This is a genomic window from Paractinoplanes aksuensis (genome assembly GCF_024137025.1).
Classification (GTDB): domain Bacteria; phylum Actinomycetota; class Actinomycetes; order Mycobacteriales; family Micromonosporaceae; genus Actinoplanes; species Actinoplanes aksuensis.
This window is the reverse complement of the sequence record NZ_JAMYJR010000006.1, coordinates 1-25,122: the sequence shown is the minus strand read 5'-3', so window position 1 is coordinate 25,122 and position 25,122 is coordinate 1. Positions and strand designations below refer to the sequence as shown.

Below are 25,122 nucleotides of genomic sequence, written 5' to 3'. Positions count from 1 at the left end.
TACGGCGACTTGCTCATCGGCACTGGCGAGAGCGACATACCAACGACGTCACTGTTTTGTTCGGCTGATGTCGAGACGGCGACGGCCGCTCCGACCAAGGGGCACTGGTGTTTCCGCCTGATCGATCAGAGGAGAACAGTCATGGGCAAGGTCTGCACGGGCGCGACGATGTCACTCGACGGCTTCATCGCCGGGCCGAACGACACCGGCTTCGACCTGTTGTTCCAGTGGTACGGCGAGGGTGTGCCGGGACAGCAGAAGACGACGTCCGAGGCGAGTGCCGAGCACCTGCGCCGCCTGCAGGAACGCACCGGCGCCCTGGTCGTCGGCCGCCACCTGTACGACCTGACCAACGCCTGGGGCGGCCGCCATCCGATGGATGTTACGACCGTCGTATTGACACACAATCCGCCGCCGGCCCGACCCCAGGCCGACGACAACTTCGTGTTCGTGACCGGCGGCATCAAGGAAGCCATCGCGGCCGCTCAGAAGATCGCCGGCCCGAAGGAGGTCGGCGTCAACGGCGGCCAGATGGCCCGCCAGGCGCTGGAGGCCGGCCTGCTCGACGAGTTCCACGTCGACCTGGTGCCCGTGCTGCTCGGCGCGGGTACCCCGTTCATCGGCCAGTTCGAGGGCTCGCCGCTCGCGCTGGAGGGCCCGGTCGGCACCATCGCCGGCGTCGGCGTCACTCACCTGCGCTATCGCATCCGCAGGCCGTGACGGAGAGCGCCGACCCGTGCCGGCGAGGGCACGGCGCACAGGGCAACAAGGGCACGGCGCGCAGGGTGGAAAGCGGAGCTGGCGCGCTCCGATTCGCCGTGCTCGGCGACGGCCGCGTCGTATTCGGCGGCGTAGACGGAGAACCCGGCGCCGACGCCTGCCGACGAGGGCACGGCGCGCAGGGCGGCAAGCGGGGGCTGGGGCGCCACGCTTGGGCGCGCTCGGCGCAAGCAGCGCAAGCAGCGCAGGGGGCCCAGGCGTCGTCGTCGAGACCGGCCTTGAGACTGGCGGGCGCGGTCGAGCAGCACCGGAACCGCGCGCGGTGTCCCGACTCAGGGCGACGTGGGCGCACGGGCGTTCCGTCGGAGGCAGAGCCTGGCCGGGCGTTGCCTGGGTTGGCGAGGTCGGCGCGGAGCTTGGTCAGGGTTTGCGGGCGACGCCACCGAACTGGGGCACGGGCTCGGGGTTGGGCTCGGTGGGATGCCACTGGGAGCAGGTGACCACGCCGGGTGGGATCAGGTCCAGGTCGGCGAAGAGGATGTGCAGCTGGGCCGCGCTGCGTAGGACCATTTCGGCGGCGGGCCCTCGTTCCACAGGCGGAGGGCCGACTCCATCGTTTCGCCGTTGATTTCGTTGGTGGGGTCGGAGATGGCCACGTAGCTGCCTGGCGGCAGTGCGGCGGTCAGACGGCCGACCAGGTCGGCGGCCTCGGTGTCGTCCGGGATGAAGTTGAGGATGCCGAGCAGGGTGAGGGCTACCGGTTGGCTGAAGTCGAGAGTGCGTCGGGCGCCGGTCAGGATCTGGTCGGGGTCGCGCAGGTCAGCTTCGAGGTAGTCCGTGCGGCCATCGGGGTGGCTGGTCAGCAGGGCGCGGGCGTGCGCGTGGACCAAGGGGTCGTTGTCGACGTAGACGATCCGGCTGGAGGGGGCGACGCTCTGCGCCACCTCGTGGGTGTTGTCGGCGGTCGGGATACCGGTGCCGACGTCGAGGAACTGCCGGATGCCGGCCTCGCCGGCCAGGTGACGCACGACCCGGCCCAGGTACGCGCGGTCGGCCCGGGCCGAGGCCACCATCTCGGGCACCATGGCCAGGATCTGATCGGCCACCGCCCGGTCGACGGCGAAGTTGTCCTTACCGCCCAGCCAGTAGTTCCAGAGCCGCGCTGAGTGCGGGACCCCGGTATCGAGCTTGGCGATGGCTCCGCCTTCCGAAGTGGACACGCTGTCCCCCGTTCGTCCGCCGTCTCCGCGCAGCGTATCGACATCAGCCTCTGCGGTGGGGGCGAGGGCTTGCGCTTATTACCCGCTCTTCCGACCGGTGGAAGGCCACTCGCGGCGTGGGACTTCTGCTTGCTCGCCAATGTGAATACCTCTGGAGGTGGTCGGGGAGATTCGATCGCGATCCGGGAGGGACGGGCTCAGGACGGTGCCGGCCGCCCGTCCCGAGATCGGGGCCACCGTGGCGTGCCGCCTGCTCAGAAAGGCCGGCGACGGACAGGATAGATCTACGCTTGGTCGATGCGCCTGGCTCACGTCACCGACCTGCACCTCGGGGCCGAGGAGCCGTCTGTGGTGGCAGGGCTGCGCGCCGACCTCATTGCTCAGGCGCCAGACCGGGTGCTGGTCAGCGGCGACCTGACCATGCGGGCCCGGGACGATCAGTTCCGGGCGGCCGTCGAGTTGCTGCAGGCGACCGGGCGGCCCTGGACGTGCGTGCCGGGCAACCATGACCTGCCGCTCGATCGGCCGGGCCGGGCGTTCGAGCCACTCGGCGCGTACCGGCGGCTCGTCGATCCGGATCCGGAGCCGCTGGTCCGTGAGGGCGGTTTGCTTGTGCTGGGGCTGAGTTCCCCCCGTCCGTACCTGTGGAAGGGAGGACGGATCGGCCCGGCTCAGCTGGCCCGCGTCGAGCACGACCTGGCCGGACCGGCCGAGCTCAAGGTGCTGATGCTGCACCATCCGGTGTTCCGATCACCGCAACGGCCGCGCGAGGCCCTGGTGCACGGGGCCGACGCCGTGGTGCGGGCCGCGGCCGCGGTAGGAATCGACGTCATCCTGTGCGGGCACGATCATGTGGCGGCGCAGGTCCGGCTGGACGGCGGGGTGATCGGGTTGATGAGCGGCACGGCCTGCTCCTGGCGCGTGCGAGCCGGGGAGAGCCAGTCCTACACACTGCTCGACCTCGACGGCGACATCCTGCGGTTGACCGTGCGGCACTGGCGCGACAAGACCTTCCAAGAAGCGAGCACGACCGAGTGGCACCGCGACTCAAACGGCTGGCACACCTGAGCCGGAACGAGCACAACCCAGTGGCACAACTAAGGCGTGTTTCATAACTGGACCCGACCTGCGCCGGGCCCAGATTCCGGCTGCGCACGTCCCGCGAAAGGCCGGTTACAACACCGGTAGCCTGCCTTCCGCGGGCCGCACGCAGCCGAAATCTGGACCTCGCCGCAGGCCGACCCCAGTTATGAAACACGCCTTAGACGGCTGGGACGCCTGAGGCCACGCGGACCAGGGCGTTCAGGTCGCGCCGGGTGAGCGTCGCGGTCCGCGCCCGCCCGCCGGAGGACGACCGGGGCACGCGCACCCGCAGCGCCCCCGGCAGCGACCGGAACACCAGCGGCGGCGTCAACAGGATCGCCTCCCCGTCCACCCCGGCCGGCACGTCGGCCGTCGAGCGCACCGTGAACTTCTTGGCGATGAACTCCCCCGCCGGCCGGGCGCCCCGCACCGCGACGATCCCCAACCGGCCGGTGTCGAGCCGGGGGCGCCCGCCCGAGCGTCCCACCCGCGACAGGTCGTACGGATTGTTCGACACCAGCACCAGCGAGACCCCGCTGATCGGCGGCCCTTCGGGGCTGTCGAACTCGAGCGCCGACGGGGCCGCCTCGGGCCCCAGCAGGTCGGGCAGCAGCCGGCCCCACGTACGGATCTTGGCTTTGCGGTAGCCCTTGGCCCTCACCACCTCGGCGTAGACCCCGAGCGAGGCGTTGTTCACGAAGATCCGGTCGTTGACCGAGCCCAGGTCGACCACCCGCTCGACCCCGTCGGTGTAGGCGTCCAGCGCGCCCGCCACGTCCGTCCGGTCGAGCCCGAGGTCGAGCGCGAAGTGGTTCCGGGTGCCGGCGGGCACGCACACGAACGGGAGTCCGTGGCGCATCGCCGTGGTCGCGACCAGCGCCTGCGACCCGTCCCCGCCGGCCATCCCCAGCACGTCGGCCCCGTCGCGTACGGCCTGTTCGGCCAGTTCGGCCAGGTCGTCGCCGGGGCCCAGGGTGATCACCTCGATCCCGCGCGAAGCCGCCGCGGCGTCCAGGCCTGCCCGGGCCGCCGCGCCGTCACCCGAACGCGGGTTGATCAGCAGGACGCCCTTGCGGGCCGCGGGCACCGGTTCCGCCGGCGGCCCACCACTCATCATCGCGGCGCTGTGCGGGCCGAGGGCGAACCGGCCGGCCATGGCGAACACGATCAGCAGCACGGCCTGGGCCAGGAACAGCGACAGGCTGAGCAGCACCATCATCAGGGCGGCGACCACAGCCACCACGATCGCCAGCACCCGCAGCAGGCCGCGGCGGGTCAACGCGTACCAGGTCGCCGCCGTCACCACGGCGACGACGAACAGGAACGAGACGAACGTGCCGAAGTGCCGGACCGTGGTCTCGAGCGTGGCCGCGACGGCCAGCAGCGGCGCGATCAGGGCGATCACCGCGGCGGTGCGCCGACCGCTGCTGGGCGTCACCGCCGGGCTGGTCACCGCCGGGGCGGCGGCACGACCGGCGGGGTGGTGCCGGGTTCGCCCTCCGGCGGCTTCTCCTCCGACTTGCCGTTGCTGATCTCGATGACGACGACGCCGTTCTTGACCGTACGACCGCTGGGGCTGGTGCCGGCGGCGGTGCCCTTCGGGCACTTGGAGTCGACCTCGCTGTTGGACAGCACCGCGTCGAACCCGGCGCCCTCGATCCGGTCGCGGGCCCGGCCCAGCGACAGGCACTCGACGTCGGGGATGCGCCGCTGGTCCCCGTACACGATCTTGCGGTTCTCGGGTCGTTTGAACTGGACCTTGGGCTTGCCGTCCATGTAGTCGCCGAGCGTGCGGTACACGGCCGGGTTGACCTGGTCGTGGTCCATCCGGTCTTTATGGGCCTGGTAGTCGGGGTTGACCAGGTAGCCGGCCACGACCAGCGACGTCGTGCCGGCGATGAGCGAGGCCGTGCGGTCGCGGTCGGTGGTGCCGGTCTTGCCGAACACCGGGTGCCCGACCACGCCCCGGGTGACCCGGGCCGTCGCCCCGGCGCAGCTGCCGGTGCGGGCGCGGTCACCCACCGGGCACCGGGCGGCGTCGACCGCGGCCCGGGCGACGTCGGGGGACGTGGCCCGTACGCAATGGGGTTTGCCGATGTCGAGTTTCTGGTTGTCGCGGGTCGTGATCTGTTCGATCGGGGTCGGCTCGCAGTACATGCCGTCGGCGGCGAGCGTGGCGTAGGCGTTGGCCATGTCGAGCGGGGTGGTGGCCGAGACGCCCAGGGTGAACGCGCCCCACTGGTGCGAGTAGCCGGGCGAGGCGAGCTTGGCGTCCTCGGGGTCGCGGAACTTGATGCCGAAGCGCTTGGCCACGTCGACGACCTTGTCCGCGCCGACCCGCTCCTCCAGCGGCACGAAGTAGGTGTTGATCGAGCGACCGAACCCGCTCCACATGTTGTAGACGCCCTCGCCGCCGCCACCGGAGTTCTGCGGGCACCAGAAGTGGGTGCCCGGGCAGGCCGAGTCGCTGCTGCGTTCGACGATGTAGCGCGACTTGTAGAACTTCTCGGCCTTGATCGTGTAGTGCAGCGGGTAGCCCTTCTCGAGCGCCGCGATCAGAGTGAAGATCTTCATGACCGAGCCGGCCTGGTAGCCGTTGACCCCGCCGCCACCGGTGATCAGCGGGTTGACCGTGTTGGGGGCCGAGCCCTTGATGCCCGCCTTGCGCTTCTTGGGGTCGCTCGAGAGCGGGTTCTTCGAGTCGTCGAGGGTGTACTTGCGGTTGGTGACGAGCAATTTCACCTTGCCCGTACGAGGTTCGACCGCCGCCAGCAGCAACGCGTTCTTGTTCTTCTCCTTGATCAGGTCGGCCACCCGGCCCTTGGCCTCGCTGGTCGCCTTGAGGTCGATCGTGGTGGTGATCCGGTAACCGCCGCTCTTGAGGCGCCGCTCACGCTCGTACACGGTCGCGCCGAACTCGGGCCGGTCCATCCACCAGCGGTAGAAGAAGTCGCAGAAGAAGCCCCAGCTGTTGTACGCCACCGAGACGCACCCGTTGCCGACCTGGGCCACCTTGCGCGGGATGGCCTCCTTCTTGGCCGCCTCGCCCTGGGCCTTGGTGATGGCCCCCATCTCGACCATGCCCGGGATGACGTAGTTGTTGCGGCGCTGGCGGATCTCGTCGTACCCCTGCTTGGTGGTGGGGTCGTAGAACGAGGGCGCCCGGACGACCGCGGCCAGCAGGGCGGCCTGGCCGATAGTGAGGTTCTTGGGGCTCTTGTTGAAGTAGACCTTGCTGGCCGCGAAGATCCCGTACGTCTGCTTGCCGAACGGCGCCATATTGAGGTAGCGCTCGAGGATCTGCTCCTTGTTGAGCTCCTGCTCGACCCGCATGGCGTACTTGATCTCGGTGACCTTGCGGACGTTCGTGTCCTCGGTCGCCTTGACCACCTCGGACGGGCTCGTGGCCGAGTAGGCCAGCGACATGCGAACCCACTGCATCGTGATCGTCGACGCGCCCTGCTTCGACTCCGACCTGCCGCTGTTGTTGACCACCGCACGGGCGACACCCTTGAGGTCGACGCCGTTGTGGTTGAAGAACTCCCTGTCCTCGGCGGCGACCATGGCGTCGCGGATGTGCGGCGACATCTGCTTGAGCGGCACGTCGCTGCGGAACTCGTCGTAGAACTGCGCGATCTGGGTCTTGTTGTCGGACGCGTAGACCCGGGTGATCTGGGGCGAGGCGAAATCCTTGAGCTCGCTCGGCAGGCTCGCGAAGGCCTGGTTGCCGGCCTTGGCCGTCAACCCGGACATCGCCGCCACCGGGAACGCCGCGGCCGCGACCACGACACCGGCCACCAGCCCACAGGTCAGCAGCGCGAACACATTGAAGAAGACATTGTGATCACGCCTGCGCCACCACGAACTCACCGAACCACCACCAGCGCCTCGTCGGGAGCGAGTCCCGTCTATTTCACCTTGCTTTGTCAAGGCGCGGGCCCGGCAATTCTGCATCAGCCCGGCATTTACCTCACAATCTTCGACCAAAAGATCGAAATTCAAAAGCCGTTGTACGCCTTCCCGGCGACAACAAACGACGCAGAGTCACCACCGGGAACGGAAATAGTGACGGGCCACCCAATCGGCCAGGTCGACCCCGAGCGTCCGGGCCGCCGTGTCGGCCGTACGGAAGTGAATGCCCAGCCAGATCCGGGCGTCCACGACATCCGCGCGCAACGAAGCTCCACCCCGGTAGTGCCGCACCTCGCCCGGTGTGGCCGTGGAGATCAGCGCCAGGTCCAGCCGCGGCCCGACGACGTGTTCGAGAGCGCGCGTCGAAGCCGCCATCACCGAGTTGTAGCCGCTGACGTAGTCCGGGTAGTTCGGGCTGGGGATCAGCGACGTCCAGGCCGGGTCGGCCGTCGTGGCCGGGTTCCCGTCCGTGTCGGCCGACCGGATCGCCGTGATCGGGCGCCAGTAGGCCCGGTCGAGCTTCGAACGCCAGGTCAGGATGGCCACGTCGGCCGTCGTCATGGTGGTCGCGGCGAACAGCCGGGCCGAGTCGACGATGTCGAGGCCGCGCCGGGTCGCCTGGTCGCGCAGGAACGCGTTGATCTGCACGACCGCGTTGCCCGAGAAGAACAAGGCCGTCGCCGTCTGCGCGGGCGTCCGCGCCGTCGAGGAGGCCGAGCCCATGGCCTTGACCTCGGCGAAGTCGCGCGTGTAGCGGCGCGAGGTGAGCGCGGGCGGAGCCGGCGGCTTGAACTGGTTGTTGCTGCGGGCCAGCAGCGGCGTCACCCGGCCCAGCCAGGGCACGGCCATGGGCAGGTTGGCCGGCGGGGTCGGCCGCCACACGCCGGGCGCCGGGGTCGCCGTGTACTGCACCGGGGCGTTGCGGCCGTCGTGGGCCCGGGCCGCGATCAGGTCGCGCGCGACGCGTTCGCCCCAGGCCACCCCGGCCCGCTCGGCCGGGCCGTCGGGCACCTGGGCCAGGGAGGCGGCCAGCGCTTGATCGAGGGCCTGCCGGGCGTACGGGGACGGCGCCTGACGGTGCTCATGATGAAACTCCCTTCCGTGGACCCGACTGACACTGCTCCCCGGTTGCGGGGCCCGCGTCGGCCGGACGGCCGGAGGAAGTGGCAGATCTACGACTCAGGGGCCGCCGTGGTGATGTCGTCGAGGCCGGCGATGGTCAGGACCGGGGACAACAGCGGGTTGGAGATCAACCGCAGGCGGTCCACATGGGGGAAGAGGGCGGCCAGGCCGGCGCTGTCGATGTACTCCACCCGGGTGAGGTCGACCACGAAAGTGGCCCCGGCCGACTCGTCGCCGGCGCCGTTCAGTGCGGCCGCGAAGGCGGCCGCGTTGCTCATGTCGATCTCGCCGGTGGCCGTGAGCACGACGGCCCCGTCCGGGTGACGGCCCGTGGTGCAGGTCAGCGGTGTGCTCATCGGGGAATCCTCGCTTGCAGGCCGACGACGGTCCCGGCGGCGCCGGTGGTCACTGTCACTTCGCTCATCAGCGCCCGCATCAGGGCGAAGCCCCGCCCGCGGTGCGGGTTGGCCGCGGGCTGCGGGGTCTTCCACAGGCCACTGTCGGTGATGGTCAGGTGCAGGTTCTCGGCCGTGGCCGCGGCCCGCAGGCTGATCCGGCCGCCGGGCCGGTGGCGGTGGCCGTGCTCGATCGCGTTGGCGCACGCCTCCCCCGTCGCGACCAGCACGTTCTGGGCCGTCGTGGGGTCGATGCCGCAGCGGGCCAGCCACGTCCGCAGCATCGCGCGCAGCGGGGCGAGCCGGGTCGCCTCGGCCGCGAACTCGTACTCGAGCGGGCCGGGTTGGCGGTAGAGCAGCATGGCCACGTCGTCGTCGTAACCCGCGGCCGGGGCCATGCTGTCCATGACCTCGGTGGCCAGCTCTTCCAGGGCGGTCGAGCGGCCCTGCTGCACCGCGGCCGCCACCTGCCGGATGCCGGTGGTCAGCGGCTGCCGGCGACGTTCGACCAGGCCGTCGGTGTAGAGCAGCAGCGTGGCCCGGGCCGGCACGGTGTAGTGGGCCTCGGGCCGTTCGCCGGCCGAGCGCACGCCGAGCGGCCGCGAGCGGCCCTGGTCGAGCAGGTCGGTGGCCCCGTCGGCGTGGGTGACGACCGCGGGCGGGTGCCCGGCGCTGGCGTACGTCAGATCCCCGCTGGCCGGGTCGAGCACGCCGCAGAAGACGGTTGCGCACATGGCCCCCGGCAGCTGGGCCGCGAACCGGTCGAGGGCGGTCAGCGTCTGCGCCGGGTCGGTGTTCTGCAGCAGCAGGGCCCGGCAGGCGCTGCGCAGCTGACCCATGACGGTGGCCGCCTCGAGCCCGTGCCCGACGCAGTCGCCGACCACGATGCCGATCCGGCCGCCGGTCAGGGTGACGGTGTCGTACCAGTCGCCGCCGACCTTGAGCGGACGGGTCGCCGGCGCGTAGCGGACCGCGAACCCGGCGGGCAGCTGGGCCGGTCCGAGGATCGCCCGCTGCAGGGCCAGCGCCGTCTCACGCTGCTGGTCGATCTGGTGGATGCGGTGCAGGCCCTGGCCCAGGTGACCGGCCAGCAGGGCCAGCAGCGTGCGGTCCTGCTCGGTGAACGGGCGCCGCTCGGCCAGCTCGAGCATCAGCGCCATCGTGCCGTCCGGGTGCTCGAGCGTGATGCCGGCCCGGCCGGGCTCGTCGGCCACCGGCGTCAGCAGCGGCTTGTCCCGCAGCTCGGTCAGGGCCGTCCGGTGTTCGGCGGCCAGCGTGTCCCAGCGGACCTGGTCGTCCGCGCTGACCAGGGCAGGCGGGCCGGAACCGGCGAAGACCGCCGCGTACACCTGGTCGGCCTGCCACAGCTCACCGAGTTGGGTCAGCACGCCCGGCAACGCGCCGCTCAGGCTCTCGGCCTGGGACAGGCGGACGCTGAGCGCGGTCAGCGCGCTGTCCCGCTGCACGGCGTAATGCTCGGCCGTGACGTCGCGGAAGGTCCCCACGATGACCTTACGACCGCTGTCCGGGTCGGCGACCTGATTGAACGACGCGGCCGCCCACAGCCGGTGGCCGTCGCGATGCTGGACCGGGATCGTGTAGGCGCCCCGGGTGCGGCCGACCAGCATGGCCAGCGCGTCCGCGACCTGCTGGTAACCCTTCGGGTCGGCCTCGCGGTCGGGCCACCAGGGATGCACCGGCGGGTACGGCAGGCCCTCGACCCCGAAGCCGAGGATGTCGGTGAAGGTCGAGTTGATCTCGATGACCGCCCCGTCCTCGTCACAGACGAAGAACGCCTCCTGCAGCGAGTCGATCAGGGCCGTGCGCCAGCGGGCGTGGTGGTTGCGCAGCCGGGCCAGCTCGACGTTGGCCCGCACCCGGGCCAGCAGCTCGGCCGACGAGAACGGCTTGACCAGGTAGTCGTCGGCGCCCGCCTCCAGGCCCTCGATCGACGCCTCCTGACCGGCCCGGGCCGACAGCAGCAGCACGGGCGTCCCGGCCGTCCGCGGGTCGGCCCGCAGCGCCGCCACCAGTTCGAGCCCGTCGAGGCGGGGCATCATGACGTCGCTGACGATGAGGTCGGGGTGCCGGGCCCGGGCCGCCTCGAGCGCGGCCTGCCCGTCGCCGACCGCGTGCACCTGGTGGCCGGCCGAGTGCAGCAGCCGGGTCAGGTAGTCGCGCATGTCGGCGTTGTCGTCGGCGACCAGCACGGTGGCGGGCGACTTGGCTCGCGGCACGGGGTCGCCGGCCGGCTCGGCGGTGCCCGGCGTCCAGCGCAACGCCTCCTGCACGTACGGGTCGGCCCCGGACGACACGGGGGCCGTCACCCGCGCGGTGGTCACCGCCTCGGCCGGCAGATGGCCGGCGCCGACCGGCAGCCGTACGGTGAAGGTCGTGCCCTGGCCGTAGGTGCTGTCGGCCGTGATCGTGCCGCCGTGCAGCTCGACCAGCTCCCGCACCAGCGCCAGCCCGATGCCGCTGCCCTCGTTCGACCGCGAGCGCGCGTTCTCGATGCGGTGGAAACGCTCGAACAGCCGCGGCATCTCGTCGGCCGGCACGCCGACCCCGGTGTCGGTCACCGTCACCGTGGCCGTTCCGGCTTCCTCGCGTACGGCGATCCGGACCCCGCCGCTGAACGTGAACTTGAGGGCGTTGCTGAGCAGGTTGAGAACGATCTTCTCCCACATCCCGCGGTCGAGGTAGACCGGCTGGGCCAGCGCAGGCGTGTCGACCTCCAAGGTCAGCCCGGTGCGCTCGATCGCCGACCGGAACACGCTGGCCAGCTCGGCCGTGGCGTTGGCCAGGTCGACCGGCTCGAACCGGGCCTGCATGCGGCCGGCCTCGAGCCGGGAGAAGTCGAGCAGCGCGTTGACCAACTTGCCCAGCCGCAGCCCGTTGCGGTGGATCACGTCCAGCTCGGCCCGTACGGCCGGCTCGTCGGTGAGGTCGGCCCGGGTCAGCAACTCCTCGAGCGGGCCCATGATCAGGGTCAGCGGGGTGCGGAACTCATGGCTGATGTTGGAGAAGAACGCGGTCTTGGCCCGGTCGAGCTCGGCCAGCTCCTCGGCCCGGCGCTGCTGGGCCTGATAGCTGCGGGCGCTGGCGATGCCGGCCGAGACGTGCCCGGCGGTCAGCTCGACGAACCCGCGATAGCCGTCGTCGAGGGCGCGGAAGCGGTTGAGACCGGCGACCAGGAACCCGTACGGACTGTCGCCCTGCTGCAGCAGCGGCACGAGCAGGGCCTCGGTCGGCGGCTCGTGCCAGTCGCCGGCCGGAAGGTCGCCGTCGAGCGGCACCACCACCGACTCGCCGCGCGCGACCGCCTCGACGGGCCAGCCGGCCGGGCTCGCGACGGGGTGGTCGGCCGGCATACCGGTCGCCTCGGCCAGGCGTACGCCGTCGAGGTCGAACAGATAGGTCAGGGTGAACGGCAGGTCGCGCAGGTTGCGGCCCAGCTGGGCGCCGGTGAAAGCGAGCGTCTGCTGCTCGGTGCGCACCACGCTCGGATCCGACCCGAGATCACGCAGGGTGGCCATCCGGCGCTGGCCGATCACCCGTTCGGTGTCCTCGCTGACCACGCAGAGCATGCCGACCAGGGCGCCCTCGTCGTCACGCAGCGGGCTGTACGAGAACGTGTGGTACGTCTCCTCGCGGTAGCCGGAGCGTTCGAGGAACAGCAGCAGGCCCTCGTCCCAGGTGGCCTGGCCGGTGGCGAGCACGCCCTCGATGCGCGGGCCGATGTCGTCCCAGATCTCGGCCCACACCTCGTTGGCCGGGCGACCCAGCGCCCACGGGTACTTGCGGCCCAGCGTGTCGCGACGGTAGGCGTCGTTGCAGAAGAAGGTGAGCTGCGGCCCCCACGCCATCCACATCGGAAACCGCGACGAGAGCAGGATGCTGACCGCCGTGCGCAGACTCTGCGGCCACTGCTCGGGCGGGCCGAGGGACGTGCCACCCCATTCCACCACCGTGAGGTCACGACCGACGTCACCGCCACCGGCGAACACGTCCTGAGTCATCGCGCGAGCGTCTCCCGTTCCTCGGCCCCGGGCGCGTAAGCAGTTCGTAGAATACGCAACCGGCCGCGCCCGGACGTCCTCCTGGCGGGTGGCCTCTTACCCACTTCCCCCTCAGTTGAACGGCGGGCGGCTCACTCCGAAATGGGTGTGGATGCGGGAGGCGCCGTGTTCGACCCGGAAGACCACAAAACCGACAGTGGTCAGGACGGTGAGGGCGCCCGCCGTGCCCCAGAAGAACTGGTGGGTCCAGTCGAGGTAGGCGAAGATGCCGCAGAAGGCCAGGCCCAGCGCTCCGACCCCGGCGATCATCTGCAGTTCGCTCAGCAGGGCGATGAACCGGCGGTAGGCGTCGCGGGCGTCGCCGAAGTGCGACGGCGGGCACCACTTGCGGGTGATCCAGAGGCCGATGGCGGTGCCGGCCCAGAACATGGCCAGCCACAGGTTCCAGGCCCGGGCGTTGCCCAGGAAGAACGCGGGTGGGATCTCGAGACTGGCGATGGCGAAGGGCAGCAGGCAGTCCAGGAACGACGGCGCCCAGCGGATGAGCACGCTGAGGGTCAGGTACCAGTAGAAGACGCTCACGAAGATCAGCAGGAGCGAGACGCTCTGGATGCCGACCAGCAGGCTGGGCTTCTCGAACGTGTTCTCGGCCAGCAGTGCCAGCGCGACGCCCTGGATGATGCTGATGATCGTGATGAACCCGTTCGGCGACATCTCGAGCGAGCGCCGGATGAGCACGTCGTGGTTGAGGGCCTCGATCCCCTCGCCCCGCACGACCGGGGCCGGGGCGGGCGGGCCCGGGATCGAATGCCGCGGTGATGACGGTGCGTAGCCCGGGCGACGCCGCCGCGTTCTGATGGGGTCCGATAATTCCGCTGCCACGACCCACATCCTGCCGAGGCCGTCAACACCGCTTCTCCCGTACGGAATCTGCACCTTGACAATGCTGCCGAGTTTACGTTTCCGCAGTTCAGAATGGAGAACAATGATCGCCGGAAAATGATCTCGAAATTGACCGGGCTGACCAGTCAGGCGTCACCGGAATCGGAACAATCGACCCCGGTGAGCGCCCGATGAAACCGTTCCGTGGCAGCACCGTCACATCGCGTCTGCTCACCCAAAGCGACGATCGCCGGGTCCGAGGCGCCGAGTCCAGGCCTTGCTGTCTGCGACTCGGCGCCTGAACGGACAAATCAGCGGGCGGTGACCTCGGCCGTCTCGTCGTTGGCGGGCAGCGAGTCCATGAACGAGGACACCGAGAACACGGCTCGGCCGGCGCCGGCCGGACCGTACCCGGGCGGGCTGGACAGGCCGTTGGCCTCCATCACCGCGCGGTACGTCTCGAGCAGCCGCACGTGGTATTCCAGCGGCGCGCCCTCGGGGTTCGACTTGCCCAGCGGCGTCGTCGGCTCGGGGCACCACGTGGTGAACCGGGGTGTGATGCCGCGCGACATGAAGTACTCGAGGCCCTCGGCGGTCGAGTCGATCGCCTCGTTCACGGTGGTGAAGCCGTGCGGCGCCGCCATCTCGACCCCGGCCACGAAGTTCGGGATCACGTTGCGCGGGCCGAAGATCTCGGCCGAGTCGAGGATGCGGCGGTGCCACTCCTCCCGGCCCACGTACCGCTCCTTGCCCGGGCAGTACAGCTCGAACAGCTTCTTGTCCCACACCTCGTAGTTGGGGTGGTAGATCTGGATGCCGTAGTCCTTGAACCGCTGCACGTCGGCCTTGGGCAGCGCCTGGGCCACCACCTTGCCGATCCACCGGCCGGGGAAGTGCTCCTCGATCGCCTGCGCGTACTGGCCGTAGAAGTCGGCCTCGGCCTTGCCCTGCACCTGCGACGTGATGCTGCCGCCGGTCAGCGTGTAGGCCCGCGACGTCTTCGCCGTGTCGTGCTTGTCGATGATCGCCAGCGCCTCGAGGATCTCGTCGACCGGCTTGACCCCGGTGTAGGGCCGCCCGGCCGCCTTGTGCTGGCGCCAGTTGTGGTTGATGTCGCAGTACTGGCACTCCTCCTTGGCCCCGAAGTACTGGCAGACCCGGAAGGCGGTCAGATAGATCAGGTAGCCCCACTGGATCGTCGGGGCCACCTCCATCACCGATTTGCCGTTGGACAGCGTGTGCCGGTAGTAGTCCGGCATCGGGGGCACCCCGACGTCGGCGATCGGCTTGCCGTCGAGGTAGAGGTGCATGCGGCCGTCGTCGTCGGTCTTCACCCGGTAGGGCGAGCTCGGGTTGACGCGGACCGACACGACCGTACGGCGGAAGTCGTAGGGGCCGCCGGTGAGCACGATCTCTTCCGGCGGGCGACGCAGCGCGGCCGTGCCCAGCTCGGGCAGCGCGCGGAGGTCGAACGAGAAGATGAAGTACGACTTCGGTTTGACGTCGCCGCCCTCGTTGTCGCTCAGCGCCGAATCGTCGAACGCCAGCCCGCCGCGCAGCAGGTCCTCCTTGACGACGGCCTCCCGCGGGACGTGCGGAAAGCGTGCCATCAAGTCTTCGACAACGTCGGTGCGTGACCGCATGGGCCCCTCCTGATCAACAGCCTGCCGTTCCATCCTCCACCACACTGCTGCCTGGGTCACAGCCCCGGCAAACGGATGCGCGGTGCGTCACGCCACATCTGCCCTCCGGCCCTTACGGTACGAGGGTGAGCAGCGCCAAGAAGCCACCGGTGACCAGCGACGACGGCCGTTACATCATCGTCGACGGCCGGCGGTGGCGCGCGACCGACCCCGCGATCCCCGACGACGTGGCCGCCGTCCTGCGCAAGGCCCTGATGGCGGCCCGGCGCGACGTCGGCGCCCTCAAGCGGGCCGGACAGGACCCGGCCCCGGCCCGCGCCCGCGTCCAGGCGGCCAAGGTGGCGCTGGGCGAGCGCGGCCCCGAGTGGTGGGAGCAGACCCTCGACGAGCGGCGGGAACGCTGGGAGCGGGGCTTACAGGCGTTCTCGGGTGACGACCGGCTCGATGCCGGCGGCGCCGCGACCGGCGACGGCAGCGGTGACGACTGAGACACCGAACAACACGAAGCCGAGCAGGCCACAGCCGTAACCGTAGGTGACCGACAGCGCCCAGAACGGGGCGTGCGGGGCGCCGCCGACGACCTGCTGGCCGATCATCCCGACCAGCGCGAGCAGCGCCTGCGGGAGCAGCAGGACCAGCGCCACCCAGGCCGGTTCGCGGGTCAGCGAGCGGACCCGGGCGCTGCCGAGCTCGGTGCGGCGGCTCACCCAGCCGGTCGCCAGCCAGCCCAGCAGCGCCCCCACCAGCAGGCCGGACACGCCCGCGGCAAGCACCCAGCCCGGCGTCAGGCGGTCGATCTCGGCGGTCACGTAGAACGAGCCGGCCGGGGTGTCGACGACGTCGGTCTCGGTCGCGATCTCGAGGGCCAGGCCGTCGCGGGTGGCCGTGAACAGGCGGCCGCTGTCGTCGATCTCGCCGGTGGCGATCCAGGTGGCCCCGGTGACCTGGGCCTCGCCGACCTCCCAGCCGGCCTCGACCAGGCGGCCCTGGGCCGCTGTCGTCCACTGCCGGTAGTCGCCGGGCAGGAAGCGGTCGTCAGGCCACACGATGAGGTCGGAGAACTGGAAGTCCTCCTCGTGGCCGGTCAGCAGCACCTTGGCCAGGGATGGTTCGCGCAGGTCGTAGAAGAGCTCGTCGGTGTATTTGTCGGTCGTCGTGGGAAGGCCCGGGAAGACCGTGCCCGAGATGTCGGCCAGCCGTTCCCCGGAGGGCAGGGCGGGCACAGCCTCCCAGGCCAGCCGGGTCGTCACGGCCGCGCCGAGCACGCCGGCGACCACCGCGATCAACGTCGCCAGGACCACCACGGCGTGACTGGCCGGCCGGCCCAGCCGGGCCCGCAGCCCGTACCGCAGAAGATTCAACCCTTCCCGTACGGAGGGACGGCCGCGTCCCGCCTCGAGCAGGGTGTCCGTGAGTTCGCCGCGCCGACGGCCGGGCGGATACGCGCGCAGCAACAGGCGGTAGCGCACATCGAGGCGGCTCACGCGGTCGCCTCGCCGAGGTTGCGGCGCGTGGCGAGCTGGCGCGAGGCGGTGGTCGCGTTGCGGGCCAGGCGCTCGGTCTCGTCCTGCAGGGCCAGCACGCCGCCCTTGGTGAGCCGGTAGTAGCGGCGCTCGCGCCCGTCGACCGTCTCGTCGTGGTCGACCACCACCAGCCCCTCGGCGGCGAGCCGGTCGAGGGCGGCGTAGAGCGTGCCGGCCTGCAGCCGCACCGAGCCGTCGGACAGAATGGCGGCCTGCTGGATGATCCCGTACCCGTGCCGAGCTTGATCGACCAGAGCCGTCAGAATCCAGAAGGTGGGTTCCCGCATCGCCTTCGCCATGCGGGGCAATATAAAGATTATCTGAGTATGAGGTCAAGCGTGACAAACATGGAAGCGACACGGCCGCTGCGGTGGTACAGCGTGATCGCCGTGCTCGTGTTCGGCATCGTGCCCGTGGTGATGCTGACGCTGCTGGTCACCGGCGGTCACACCCCGGGAGCGGTCGGCCTGCTGCTGATCGGCGGGGTCCCACTGGTGATCATGGCCGGGGTGTTCGCGCTGCGCGGCATCCGCGGCGACGACCCCGAGGTCGCCTCCCGCCACCTGCACCTGAGCCTGGCCCTGGTGGCGGGAGCCGACCTGCTCATGCTGGGCGGCAACGCACTGATCCGGATGGGCGCCTGATCAGCCCCGCAACCACTGGCGGTAGGTGGTCTCGGCCAGCACGGCGGTGTCCCCGGCGATCAGGGCGGCGCCCCGGACGTACGAGTACATGCCGGCCGCCGTCGGGTCGACCACCACCGGGCGCTCGTCACCCCGGGCGGCCAGCGTGATCCGGCCCAGCTGGTCGAGCGGGAACACCTCGGGCCCGGCGATCTCGAGGACCCCGTCGAGCGAGCCCGTCGTGGCCACCCCGGCCACGATGCGGGCCACGTCGTCGGCCGCGATCGGCTGCAGCAGGGTGGCCGGCAGGCGGACCGCGGTGTCGTCGGCGGTCCAGGTCAGCACCCGGTCGATGAACTCGAAGAAGTCCGTCGAGCGGATCACCGACCACGGGACGTCGCCGTCGCGCAGCACCTCTTCCTGCACCACCCGGCCCTTGTAGTAGTGCACGTCGGGCACCTGCTCGGCGCCGATGACGGACAGGATGACGATGTGGCCGACCTCGGCGTCCTCGGCTGCCTGGAGCAGGTTCTCCATCGTCTCGCGGAAGAACACCGGCGAGTTCTGGTCGAACACCGGCGGACGGGACAGGTTGACCACCACGTCGACGTCCTTCAGCGCCTCGGGCAGGCCACGCCCGGTCTGCAGGTCGACGCCGGTCGACAACCCGTGCGGCACGGCCTCGTGCCTCCGCTCGCGCAACAGGGCGACGACGCGCGACCCGACCAGCCCGGTCCCGCCCAGCACAGCGATCCTCATGACGATTCCCCTCGTACGACCGCCACCGGGCTGGCCGAGTTGTAGAGCAGCGACTGGCTGACCGAACCGAGCATCAGACCCTTGAAGGCGCCCAGGCCGCGCGCCCCGACGACCATCAGCTGGGCCTCGTGCGACAGCTCGGCCAGCACTTTGCGCGGATGCCCGCGCAGCGCGGCCGGGGCCACCTCGACCTCCGGGTACTTGCCCCGCCACCCGCTCAGCTGCTCGCTGAGGGTGCGCTGGGCCTCCCCGGCCAGCGCCTCGGCCGCGGTCGAGGCCGAGTGCCACTGGTGGGCGCCGGCCGTGTCGGCCTCGTTCCAGGCGATCACCGGCATCAGCGGCACCCCGCGGCGCGAACTCTGATCGAACGCGAAGCCCACCGCGAGCTCGGACGACTCCGACCCGTCGACCCCGACCACGACCGGCCCCACGGGCGGCGCGTCCCCTCGAACGACCAGCACCGGGCAGTCGGCGTGGGCGGCCGCGTGCACGGCGACCGACCCGATGATCACCCCGCTGATCGCGCCCAGCCCCCGATCGCCCAGCACCAGCAGGGCCGCGCCGCGCGACGCCTCGATCAGCACCGGCGCGGCCGGCCCGTCGATCAGGGCCTTGGTCACTTTGACGCCGGGCTCGACGGCCTGCGCGGCGCGCACCGCCTCGGCCAGCATGTCGGCCGCGAAATTCTCCAGCCCGCTGTCCGGCATGTCCGCCGAGACCGGCCCGGTGTCCACATGCAGCATCGGCCAGAAGAAGGCATGCACGATGTGCAGCGGCATGTTGCGGCGGGCCGCCTCGCCCGCAGCCGCCCGCACGGCGGTCAAGGCCTGTTCGGAGCCGTCGATGCCCACGATCACACGTGCCCTCATTGGCACCCCTTTCGCTTTTCCCTTCAATGACCCGGGCCGGCTCCGGAACGTGACAGGCTCGCCGGTTTCCGGGTAGCAGGTATCTCGGTTGGGTGCTCGCCGTGACGACAGGGACGCGGAAGATCGCCATTGTCGAGGGCATGAGAAATTTCCCGTACGAACCTCGGCACGCGCAGGCCGGGCCGGGTGGCCGGCTGGTCGCCGGGCGGTACCGGCTCGGCCCGCTGCTGGGGCGGGGCGGGATGGGGTCGGTGTGGCTGGCCGACGACGAACTGCTCGGCCGGCCGGTCGCCGTCAAGCGGGCCGACGAGCCGGGCCGGGCGCTGGAAGAGGCCCGGGCCGCGGCGAGCGTCGACCACCCGGGCACGGTGCGCGTCCTCGACCTGGTGGCCGACGGCGACGAGCACTGGATCGTGATGGAGGCGCTGAGCGGGCGAACGCTCGCCGACGTCCTGCGCGAGGACGGGCCGCGGCCGGTCGAGCAGGTGCGCCGCATCGGGCTCAGCCTGCTCGACGCCCTGGTCGCGGTGCACCGGGCGGGCATCGTGCACCGCGACGTGAAACCGGGCAACGTCCAGCTCTGCGCCGACGGCCGGGTCGTGCTCATCGACTTCGGCATCGCCTGGTCCCCGGCGTCCGGTCCGGGGGCTCCGGCCGAGGGCTTCGAGGGCAGCCCGGCGTATGTCTCGCCCGAGCAGATGTACGGCGCGCCCCCCGAACCCGCGAGCGACCTGTTCACCCTGGGCGCGACCCTCTACGCCGCCGTCGAGGGGCGCTCGCCGTTCGACCGGGGTGACCTGTTCGCGACGATGCTGGCCGTGACCGAGGCCGATCCGGCGCCGTTCCGCCTCGCCGGGCCGCTACGGCCGGTCATCGAGGGGTTGCTCGCGGCCGATCCGGCCCGCCGGTGGACCCTCGACCAGGCCCGGGAGGCGCTGGTCACAGCGGACGTGACGGCAGTCAAACGACCGATGTCGGAAGCGCGCAGCAGCCGCATGATCAAGGCATGACGACGTACGGGAACCAGCGCTGGACCGCCTCGGCGGCGATCCCGGCCCCGCCGCCACCCCGGCGGAGCCGCCGCTGGATCCTCTGGCTCGGCATCGGGCTGGTGGTGGTCGTGGTCGGCGCCGGCCTGCTGGTGGTGCGGCCCACGCCGGTGGCGCCGACCGGCACGTACGTGGCCGGGGTGGCCGTGGGCGGGATGGACGCCAAGGCGCTGCGGGGAGCGATCGACGGCCCGGTCCGCCTGAAGGTGGAGCAGCCGGTCACCGTCGCGGCCGGCTCGGAGCGGTTCACCGTGCGCCCGGCCGAACTCGGCATCCGGCTCGACGTGGCCGCCACCGAGCGCAGCGTCGGCACGACCCGGCTGCGGCTGCCCGGCGGTGGCCGGAACGAGATCCCGCCGGCGCTGACCGTGGACGAGTCCCAGGCCCAGGACGGTCTCGACGCCGCCCTGAAGCCGATCAACCGGCCCGCCCGCAACGCGTCGGTGCGACTCGCGTCGCCACAGACCGTGCTCGACGGCAAGGGCGATCTCGCGTACACCGCTTCGGATCGGGGGGTGACGCTCGACCCGGGTGAGCCCGGCCGGGGTGTGCGGACCACTGATGCCGTACGCAAGCTGACCGAGACCGTCCGCAGCGGCGGAACCACCCTGAGCCTGCCGGTGACCGAGCTGCCGCCGGGCAACTCCACCCCGAAGCTGGCCGGGGTCGACCAGCTGATCGGCACGTTCACCACCTACCACCCGTGCTGCGCCCCGCGCGTCACCAACATCCACCGCATCGCCGAGCTGATCGACGGCACGGTCGTCCCGGCCGGCGACACGTTCTCGCTGAACGACGCGGCCGGCGAGCGCACCCGGGCCGCCGGTTTCGTGCCCGCCCCGGCCATCGTCAACGGCGAGCTCGAGGACCAGCTGGGCGGTGGCGTCTCCCAGTTCTCGACGACGCTGTTCAACGCGGCCTGGTTCGCCGGGCTCGACATCCGCAAGCACCAGCCGCACTCGCTCTACATCAGCCGCTATCCCCCGGGCCGCGAGGCGACGCTCGACTGGCGCTCGATCGACCAGGTCATCCACAACGACACCGAGGCGCCGTTCGTCATCCGGGTGCGCACCACCGGCACGTCGGTCACGGTCGGCATCTACGGCCACACCGGCAACCGCGAGGTCGAGTCGGTGACCGGCCCGCGCCGGCCCCGGGACAACGGCGGCTTCCGGATCTCGGTGACCCGGACGGTCAAGCAGGACGGCGCCGAGCGCGGCACCGACACCCTGAACTGGACCTATCGCGGGCTGGACTGACGCTCGCGCAGGTCGGCCGCCGCCCGCGGGTCGATCTCGTCGAAGATGTCCAGGGCCGCCCGCCACGCCGTGCGGGCGGCGTCGGGGTCGGCGGCGCTCAGGTGGGTCTCGCCGAGCCGGGTCAGCAGCTGGCCCTTCAGGTAGCGCTCACCGATCTCGTCGCACAGGGCCGAGCCCCGCTCGTACAGCTCGATGGCCGCGGCGTGGTTCTCCCGATGCTGTTCGGCGTAGCCCAGGCTCTCGAGCGTGTGGGCCTCGCCGTACCGGTCGCCGGTCTGCCGGAACAGGCGCAGCCCCTCCCGGCAGAACTCGCTCGCGGCCGCGTGGTCGCCGAGCAGCGCCCGGTACCAGCCGACGGCGTTGAGCGAACTGGCGAGCCGCCGCGTCCCCGGCAGCTGCCGGCTGATCTCCAGCGCCAGCTCCGAATGGCGCAGGGCCTCGGCGTACCGGCCCTCGCGCTCCTCCATCCAGGCCACGTTCTTGTGACAGGACACCTGGGCCGAGCGGTCCCCGAGACGCTCGAACAGCACGAGGCTCGTCCGCAGGTGCCGCCGCGCGGTGTCATAGCGTCGCAGCCGGGTCGCCGCGTTGGCCAGGTCGCGGTGGCAGCACGCCTGTCCCCGCACGTCGCGCAGCCGGTTGGCCGCGGCCAGCCCGCGGCGCTGCACGCGGGCCCAGTCGTGCCAGTGCCCGCTGCGGTTGAGGTAGGTCGTCACGGCCCAGGCCAGCTGCCACGACCGCTCGTGCTCGCCCGCCGCGTGGGCCCGGTCGACCGCCTCGACCAGCACCGCCCGTTCCGCGTCGGCCCAGGCCATCGCAGCCGCGACGCTGTCGAACCGCTCGCCCGGGACGAGGCCGATCGGGTCGCGGTCCGGGAAGAGAGCCTGGTCGGCCGCGTACGCCCGGCGCAGGTAATAGTCGAGCAGCCTTCGCAGGGCAGCGGCGGGTTCGTCGGCGTCCGTGGTCAGCTCGGTCGCGTACGCCCGCAACAGGTCGTGGCCCCAGTGATGGTCGCCGTCGGTGGTGACGAACCCGGCCGTGGCCAGCTCGGCCAGCAGCCCGGCCGCGGTGTCGCGGTCGATGTCGGCCAGCGCGGCCACCGCCGCCGTGCCGATGCGGTCCCCGATTCGCACGTGGAGCAGGCGGAACACCCGTGCCGCCGCTGGTGACAAACGGCGATAAGAGACCGACAACACCGTACGCAGGTCGCTGGCCCTGTCCGCAGTGCCGGTGAACGCGTCCAACGGGCGGCCGGCCCGCGCCAGCTGCGCCGCCAAGTCAGTCAGGGCCGCGGGCGCCGGGCTGATCGCGGCCCGCGCGGCGGCCACGGCCAGGGCCAGCGGCAGACCGCTGCACCGGCGCACGATCTCGGCGGTGGCCGCGGGCTCGGCCTCCAGGCGGGGCCTGCCCACCCGTACGGCGAGAAGCTCGTGCGAATCGGCCGCGTCCATCAGATCCAGCGTGAGGTGGTCGGCCCGGCCCGTGACGGCCAGCCCGGTCAGCGGCTCCCGGCTGGTGACCAGCACCAGCGACCCGGAGGTGCCCGGCAGCAGCGGCCGCACCTGCTCGGCGTCGCGGGCGTCGTCCAGCACGATCAGCATCCGGCGGCCGGCCAGCAGGCTGCGGTACAGGCTCGCCTGGGCCTGCAGCCCGGTCGGGACTTTCTCGGGCGGCACGCGCAGCGCCTCGAGGAAGCCGCGCAACGCCTCGCCCGGGCTCAGCGAACGGCCCGAAGGCGCCCAGCCCCGCAGCCCGACGTGCAGCTGCCCGTCGGGGAAGCGGGACGCCGCCGAATGTCCCCAGTGGACGGCCAACGCCGACTTGCCGACCCCGGCCGGACCGGCGATGACCACGCACGAAGCGCCCTCCGGGACCAGGTTGTCGAGCGCGCGCAGGTGGCGGCGGCGGTCGACGAAGCGGACGTCGGCCGGCAGCTGGGCCGGGACGAGTTCGGCCAGGTCACGGCCGGGAGCCTCGGCCAGCAGCTCGTCCAGCGTCGCGGCCAGGTCGGGGCCGGGCTCGATGCCCAGATCGGCGACCAGGCGTACGCGGGTCCGGCGGTAGACCTCGAGGGCGGCGGCCCGCCGGCCGGCCGCGGCCAGTGCCCGCATGAGCAGCACGGCGAACCGCTCCCGGTACGGGTGGTCGCGGCTCAGCCCGGTCAGGTCACGGGCCACGGCGTCGGCCCGGCCCAGCTCCAACTCCCAGCCCAGGCAGGTCTCCCAGGCTTCGAGGCGGCGCTCCTCGAGCGTGTGGGCGGCGGTGCGCAGTGGGGCGGTGTCGACCCCGGCCAGGGGTGGGCCGTGCCAGAGGCCGAGGGCGGTGCGCAGCACATCAGCCGCACGCGAGAGGTCGCCGGACGCCATGAGGGCGTGGGCGCGCCGCAGCTCGTCGTCGAAGAGTGCCAGGTCATACGGAACCGGACCGGGCCGCAGCAGATAGCCCGGCGCCTGACGGTCGAGCGTGGCGTCGAGACCGGCCCGGCGCAGCTGAGCCCGCAACGTGGAGACGCGGTTCTGCACCTGGATCCGGGCGCCCGACGGCGGGTCGTCCCCCCAGACGGCGTCGACCAGCTGTTCCACGCCGACGACGCGGTCCGCGTTCAGCAGCAGACAGGCGAGCAGGTTGCGGGCCCGCGGCCCACCGAGCGAGATCGGAACGCCGGCTTGCGCCGCTTTCCGATTGTCGGCAGCCACCACTTCCTGGCCGTCGGCTGGCAGCTTTGCCGGGCCGACAGACCGCACCCGTTCCGGGCCGCCGGGCCGCAGTTCTTCCGCGCCGCCGGGTCGCGGCTCTTCCGGGCCGCCGGATCGCGGCTCTTCCGGGCCGCCGGATCGCGGCTCTTCCGGGCCGCCGGATCGCACCTCGACGGGGCCCAGAATCCAGAAACCGGGCCCTCGGTGGCCCCCGCCCACGATCACGCTCGCGAATGTATCCGCTCACTCACAGCGTCGCCGCTCGCGCCACGGCCGACCGGCCTGTGAAAAACCTGTGTCGATGTCTGAGAGCGTTCTCCCGCCACCCCACGAGGGCGGTGTCCGGCGCGCACGGGGGACGCCGGATGCCGCCCATCCCCCACCCCGGGTGCGCCCTCAGCACGCCGGCGGTCAAACCACGGGCTTGCCGAGGGAACGGCTGCGGCCGCGGAACTCGGCCAGCACCACGTTGTCGGCGGCCCGGGTGACCGTCACGTCGTAGAGCCCCGAGCGCCCGCGGCGGGCCCGCTCGACGGCGTGGGCGCGCAACAGATCCCCGGCCCGGCCGGACTCGAGAAACGTGATGTCGAAGCCGGCCGCCACGGTGACCTCGCCGTACGAGTTGCAGGCGACGGCGAACGCGCTGTCGGCCAGCGAGGCGAGCAGACCGCCGTGGCACAGCCCGAAGCCGTTCACCATGTCGTCGCGAACCCGCATGGTCAGCGTCGCGTGACCCGGGCCCACGTCTTCGAGCTCGATGCCGAGCCCGGCGCTGGCCGCATCCCGCCCGAGCATGACCTCGGCGCTGCTCCGCGCCACCTTCTCCGCATCCTCAGCCATGCCGGCCGCCCGAGCATGACCTCCGGCGCTGCCCTGCGCCACGTTCTCCGCCTCGTCAGCCATCCACTCCAACCTAACATCGTGCTAAGTTGAACGTGTTCAAGAAAGTGAGGACGCACATGGACAGGTTGACCGGACCCGGCTGGGTGGCCCTACACATCGTGGTGGCGGCCTGCGTGCTGCTGTTCGTCCCACTGGCCCTGGGCGCCCTCGGCCGCGGCCGCCAACTGAGCACCCTCCCCCCGAAGCCACACCCCGACGGCGACAACTCCGACGCGGAACGGCGCCCAGGCGACGGAAGTGATCTCGATCGAGAGCCGCAGCCCGAAGGCGGCGGCAGCGTCACGCGACAGCCCCAGCTCAGCGGCGCAGGCAACCGCAACGACGAACCACAACCACGCGACGCAAGCAACCACAACCACGAACCACACCCACGCGACGCAAGCAACCACAACCACGAACCACACCCACGCGACGCAAGCAACCACAACCACGAACCACACCCACG

Annotated in this window: 20 protein-coding genes and 1 pseudogene; 6 read left to right on the top strand and 15 right to left on the bottom strand. The window is 71.4% G+C overall.

What is annotated here, in order from left to right; translation table 11 throughout:
* Positions 1-141 precede the first annotated feature (141 nt).
* A complete protein-coding gene (locus M1L60_RS07695; RefSeq protein WP_253236614.1) occupies positions 142-720 on the top strand; it encodes a dihydrofolate reductase family protein in 579 nt (192 codons plus the stop codon).
* Between the two features lie 420 nt (positions 721-1,140).
* Here M1L60_RS07695 and M1L60_RS07690 read toward each other — a convergent pair.
* A pseudogene (locus tag M1L60_RS07690) lies at positions 1,141-1,940 on the bottom strand (SAM-dependent methyltransferase).
* Between the two features lie 297 nt (positions 1,941-2,237).
* Here M1L60_RS07690 and M1L60_RS07685 point away from each other — a divergent pair.
* Positions 2,238-3,008, top strand: coding sequence for a metallophosphoesterase family protein (locus M1L60_RS07685; RefSeq protein ID WP_253236613.1), 771 nt, complete (start codon positions 2,238-2,240; stop codon positions 3,006-3,008).
* Positions 3,009-3,201: 193 nt separating this feature from the next.
* Here M1L60_RS07685 and M1L60_RS07680 read toward each other — a convergent pair whose 3' ends face one another.
* The 7 genes from M1L60_RS07680 to M1L60_RS07650 form a co-directional block, all read right to left on the bottom strand.
* Positions 3,202-4,461 (bottom strand): diacylglycerol/lipid kinase family protein, encoded by a 1,260-nt coding sequence (locus tag M1L60_RS07680; RefSeq protein ID WP_253236612.1) that lies wholly within the window; start codon positions 4,459-4,461, stop codon positions 3,202-3,204.
* An 11-nt stretch (positions 4,462-4,472) separates the two neighbouring features.
* Complete coding sequence (locus tag M1L60_RS07675; RefSeq protein ID WP_253236611.1) at positions 4,473-6,893, bottom strand: penicillin-binding protein; 2,421 nt, start codon at positions 6,891-6,893, stop codon at positions 4,473-4,475.
* 174 nt (positions 6,894-7,067) lie between these two features.
* Positions 7,068-7,946, bottom strand: coding sequence for a vanadium-dependent haloperoxidase (locus M1L60_RS07670; protein ID WP_253236610.1), 879 nt, complete (start codon positions 7,944-7,946; stop codon positions 7,068-7,070).
* Between the two features lie 161 nt (positions 7,947-8,107).
* Positions 8,108-8,413 carry an STAS domain-containing protein gene (locus tag M1L60_RS07665; protein ID WP_253236609.1) on the bottom strand — a complete coding sequence of 102 codons (306 nt, stop codon included), beginning with the start codon at positions 8,411-8,413 and terminating at the stop codon, positions 8,108-8,110.
* Positions 8,410-12,471: a SpoIIE family protein phosphatase gene (locus M1L60_RS07660; RefSeq protein ID WP_253236608.1), complete on the bottom strand. Its 4,062-nt coding sequence runs from the start codon at positions 12,469-12,471 to the stop codon at positions 8,410-8,412. Before M1L60_RS07660 ends, M1L60_RS07665 begins: the two co-directional genes overlap by 4 nt.
* Positions 12,472-12,582: 111 nt before the next feature.
* The gene (locus M1L60_RS07655) at positions 12,583-13,245 is read right to left on the bottom strand and encodes a hypothetical protein (RefSeq protein ID WP_253236607.1); all 663 of its coding nucleotides are present in this window, start codon (positions 13,243-13,245) and stop codon (positions 12,583-12,585) included.
* A gap of 419 nt (positions 13,246-13,664) precedes the next feature.
* Positions 13,665-14,963 carry a radical SAM protein gene (locus tag M1L60_RS07650; protein ID WP_253236606.1) on the bottom strand — a complete coding sequence of 433 codons (1,299 nt, stop codon included), beginning with the start codon at positions 14,961-14,963 and terminating at the stop codon, positions 13,665-13,667.
* 158 nt (positions 14,964-15,121) lie between these two features.
* On the opposite strand from M1L60_RS07650, the gene M1L60_RS07645 reads away from it, so the two are divergent.
* Entirely contained in the window at positions 15,122-15,484 is a 363-nt protein-coding gene (locus tag M1L60_RS07645) for a hypothetical protein (RefSeq protein WP_253236605.1), read from the top strand.
* Here the strand turns inward: M1L60_RS07645 and M1L60_RS07640 are convergent.
* A complete protein-coding gene (locus M1L60_RS07640; protein WP_253236604.1) occupies positions 15,410-16,480 on the bottom strand; it encodes a hypothetical protein in 1,071 nt (356 codons plus the stop codon). The two genes, M1L60_RS07645 and M1L60_RS07640, sit on opposite strands and share 75 nt — an antisense overlap.
* Positions 16,477-16,818, bottom strand: a complete 342-nt coding sequence (locus M1L60_RS07635; protein WP_253236603.1) for a PadR family transcriptional regulator — start codon at positions 16,816-16,818, stop codon at positions 16,477-16,479. The genes M1L60_RS07640 and M1L60_RS07635 overlap by 4 nt, the downstream gene beginning before the upstream one ends.
* Before the next feature lie 48 nt (positions 16,819-16,866).
* On the opposite strand from M1L60_RS07635, the gene M1L60_RS07630 reads away from it, so the two are divergent.
* Entirely contained in the window at positions 16,867-17,163 is a 297-nt protein-coding gene (locus M1L60_RS07630) for a hypothetical protein (RefSeq protein WP_253236602.1), read from the top strand.
* Here the strand turns inward: M1L60_RS07630 and M1L60_RS07625 are convergent, their stop codons facing one another.
* A complete protein-coding gene (locus M1L60_RS07625) occupies positions 17,164-17,901 on the bottom strand; it encodes an SDR family oxidoreductase (protein ID WP_253236601.1) in 738 nt (245 codons plus the stop codon).
* The gene (locus M1L60_RS07620; RefSeq protein WP_253236600.1) at positions 17,898-18,770 is read right to left on the bottom strand and encodes a universal stress protein; all 873 of its coding nucleotides are present in this window, start codon (positions 18,768-18,770) and stop codon (positions 17,898-17,900) included. Before M1L60_RS07620 ends, M1L60_RS07625 begins: the two co-directional genes overlap by 4 nt.
* 101 nt (positions 18,771-18,871) lie before the next feature.
* Between M1L60_RS07620 and M1L60_RS07615 the strand changes: the two genes are divergently transcribed.
* Both M1L60_RS07615 and M1L60_RS07610 read left to right on the top strand, forming a co-directional pair.
* The gene (locus M1L60_RS07615; RefSeq protein WP_253236599.1) at positions 18,872-19,780 is read left to right on the top strand and encodes a serine/threonine-protein kinase; all 909 of its coding nucleotides are present in this window, start codon (positions 18,872-18,874) and stop codon (positions 19,778-19,780) included.
* Positions 19,777-21,078 carry a VanW family protein gene (locus tag M1L60_RS07610; RefSeq protein ID WP_253236598.1) on the top strand — a complete coding sequence of 434 codons (1,302 nt, stop codon included), beginning with the start codon at positions 19,777-19,779 and terminating at the stop codon, positions 21,076-21,078. Before M1L60_RS07615 ends, M1L60_RS07610 begins: the two co-directional genes overlap by 4 nt.
* Here M1L60_RS07610 and M1L60_RS07605 read toward each other — a convergent pair.
* From M1L60_RS07605 to M1L60_RS07595, 3 genes are all read right to left on the bottom strand, one after another.
* Positions 21,060-23,774: an AfsR/SARP family transcriptional regulator gene (locus M1L60_RS07605; RefSeq protein WP_253236597.1), complete on the bottom strand. Its 2,715-nt coding sequence runs from the start codon at positions 23,772-23,774 to the stop codon at positions 21,060-21,062. The genes M1L60_RS07610 and M1L60_RS07605 overlap by 19 nt on opposite strands.
* A 411-nt stretch (positions 23,775-24,185) precedes the next feature.
* The gene (gene paaI / locus M1L60_RS07600) at positions 24,186-24,677 is read right to left on the bottom strand and encodes a hydroxyphenylacetyl-CoA thioesterase PaaI (protein ID WP_438862081.1); all 492 of its coding nucleotides are present in this window, start codon (positions 24,675-24,677) and stop codon (positions 24,186-24,188) included.
* Between the two features lie 89 nt (positions 24,678-24,766).
* On the bottom strand, positions 24,767-25,122 hold a 356-nt coding region (locus M1L60_RS07595), incomplete at its 5' end, for a hypothetical protein (RefSeq protein WP_253236596.1).

Coding starts and splice junctions, on each gene's coding strand:
- M1L60_RS07620 (WP_253236600.1), bottom strand. CDS start 18,770: ATGAGGGCACGTGTGATCGTGGGCATCGACGGCTCCGAACAGGCCTTG.
- M1L60_RS07650 (WP_253236606.1), bottom strand. CDS start 14,963: ATGGCACGCTTTCCGCACGTCCCGCGGGAGGCCGTCGTCAAGGAGGAC.
- M1L60_RS07635 (WP_253236603.1), bottom strand. CDS start 16,818: ATGGCGAAGGCGATGCGGGAACCCACCTTCTGGATTCTGACGGCTCTG.
- M1L60_RS07630 (WP_253236602.1), top strand. CDS start 16,867: ATGGAAGCGACACGGCCGCTGCGGTGGTACAGCGTGATCGCCGTGCTC.
- M1L60_RS07660 (WP_253236608.1), bottom strand. CDS start 12,471: ATGACTCAGGACGTGTTCGCCGGTGGCGGTGACGTCGGTCGTGACCTC.
- M1L60_RS07685 (WP_253236613.1), top strand. CDS start 2,238: ATGCGCCTGGCTCACGTCACCGACCTGCACCTCGGGGCCGAGGAGCCG.
- M1L60_RS07625 (WP_253236601.1), bottom strand. CDS start 17,901: ATGAGGATCGCTGTGCTGGGCGGGACCGGGCTGGTCGGGTCGCGCGTC.
- paaI (WP_438862081.1), bottom strand. CDS start 24,677: ATGGCTGACGAGGCGGAGAACGTGGCGCAGGGCAGCGCCGGAGGTCAT.
- M1L60_RS07665 (WP_253236609.1), bottom strand. CDS start 8,413: ATGAGCACACCGCTGACCTGCACCACGGGCCGTCACCCGGACGGGGCC.
- M1L60_RS07610 (WP_253236598.1), top strand. CDS start 19,777: ATGACGACGTACGGGAACCAGCGCTGGACCGCCTCGGCGGCGATCCCG.
- M1L60_RS07695 (WP_253236614.1), top strand. CDS start 142: ATGGGCAAGGTCTGCACGGGCGCGACGATGTCACTCGACGGCTTCATC.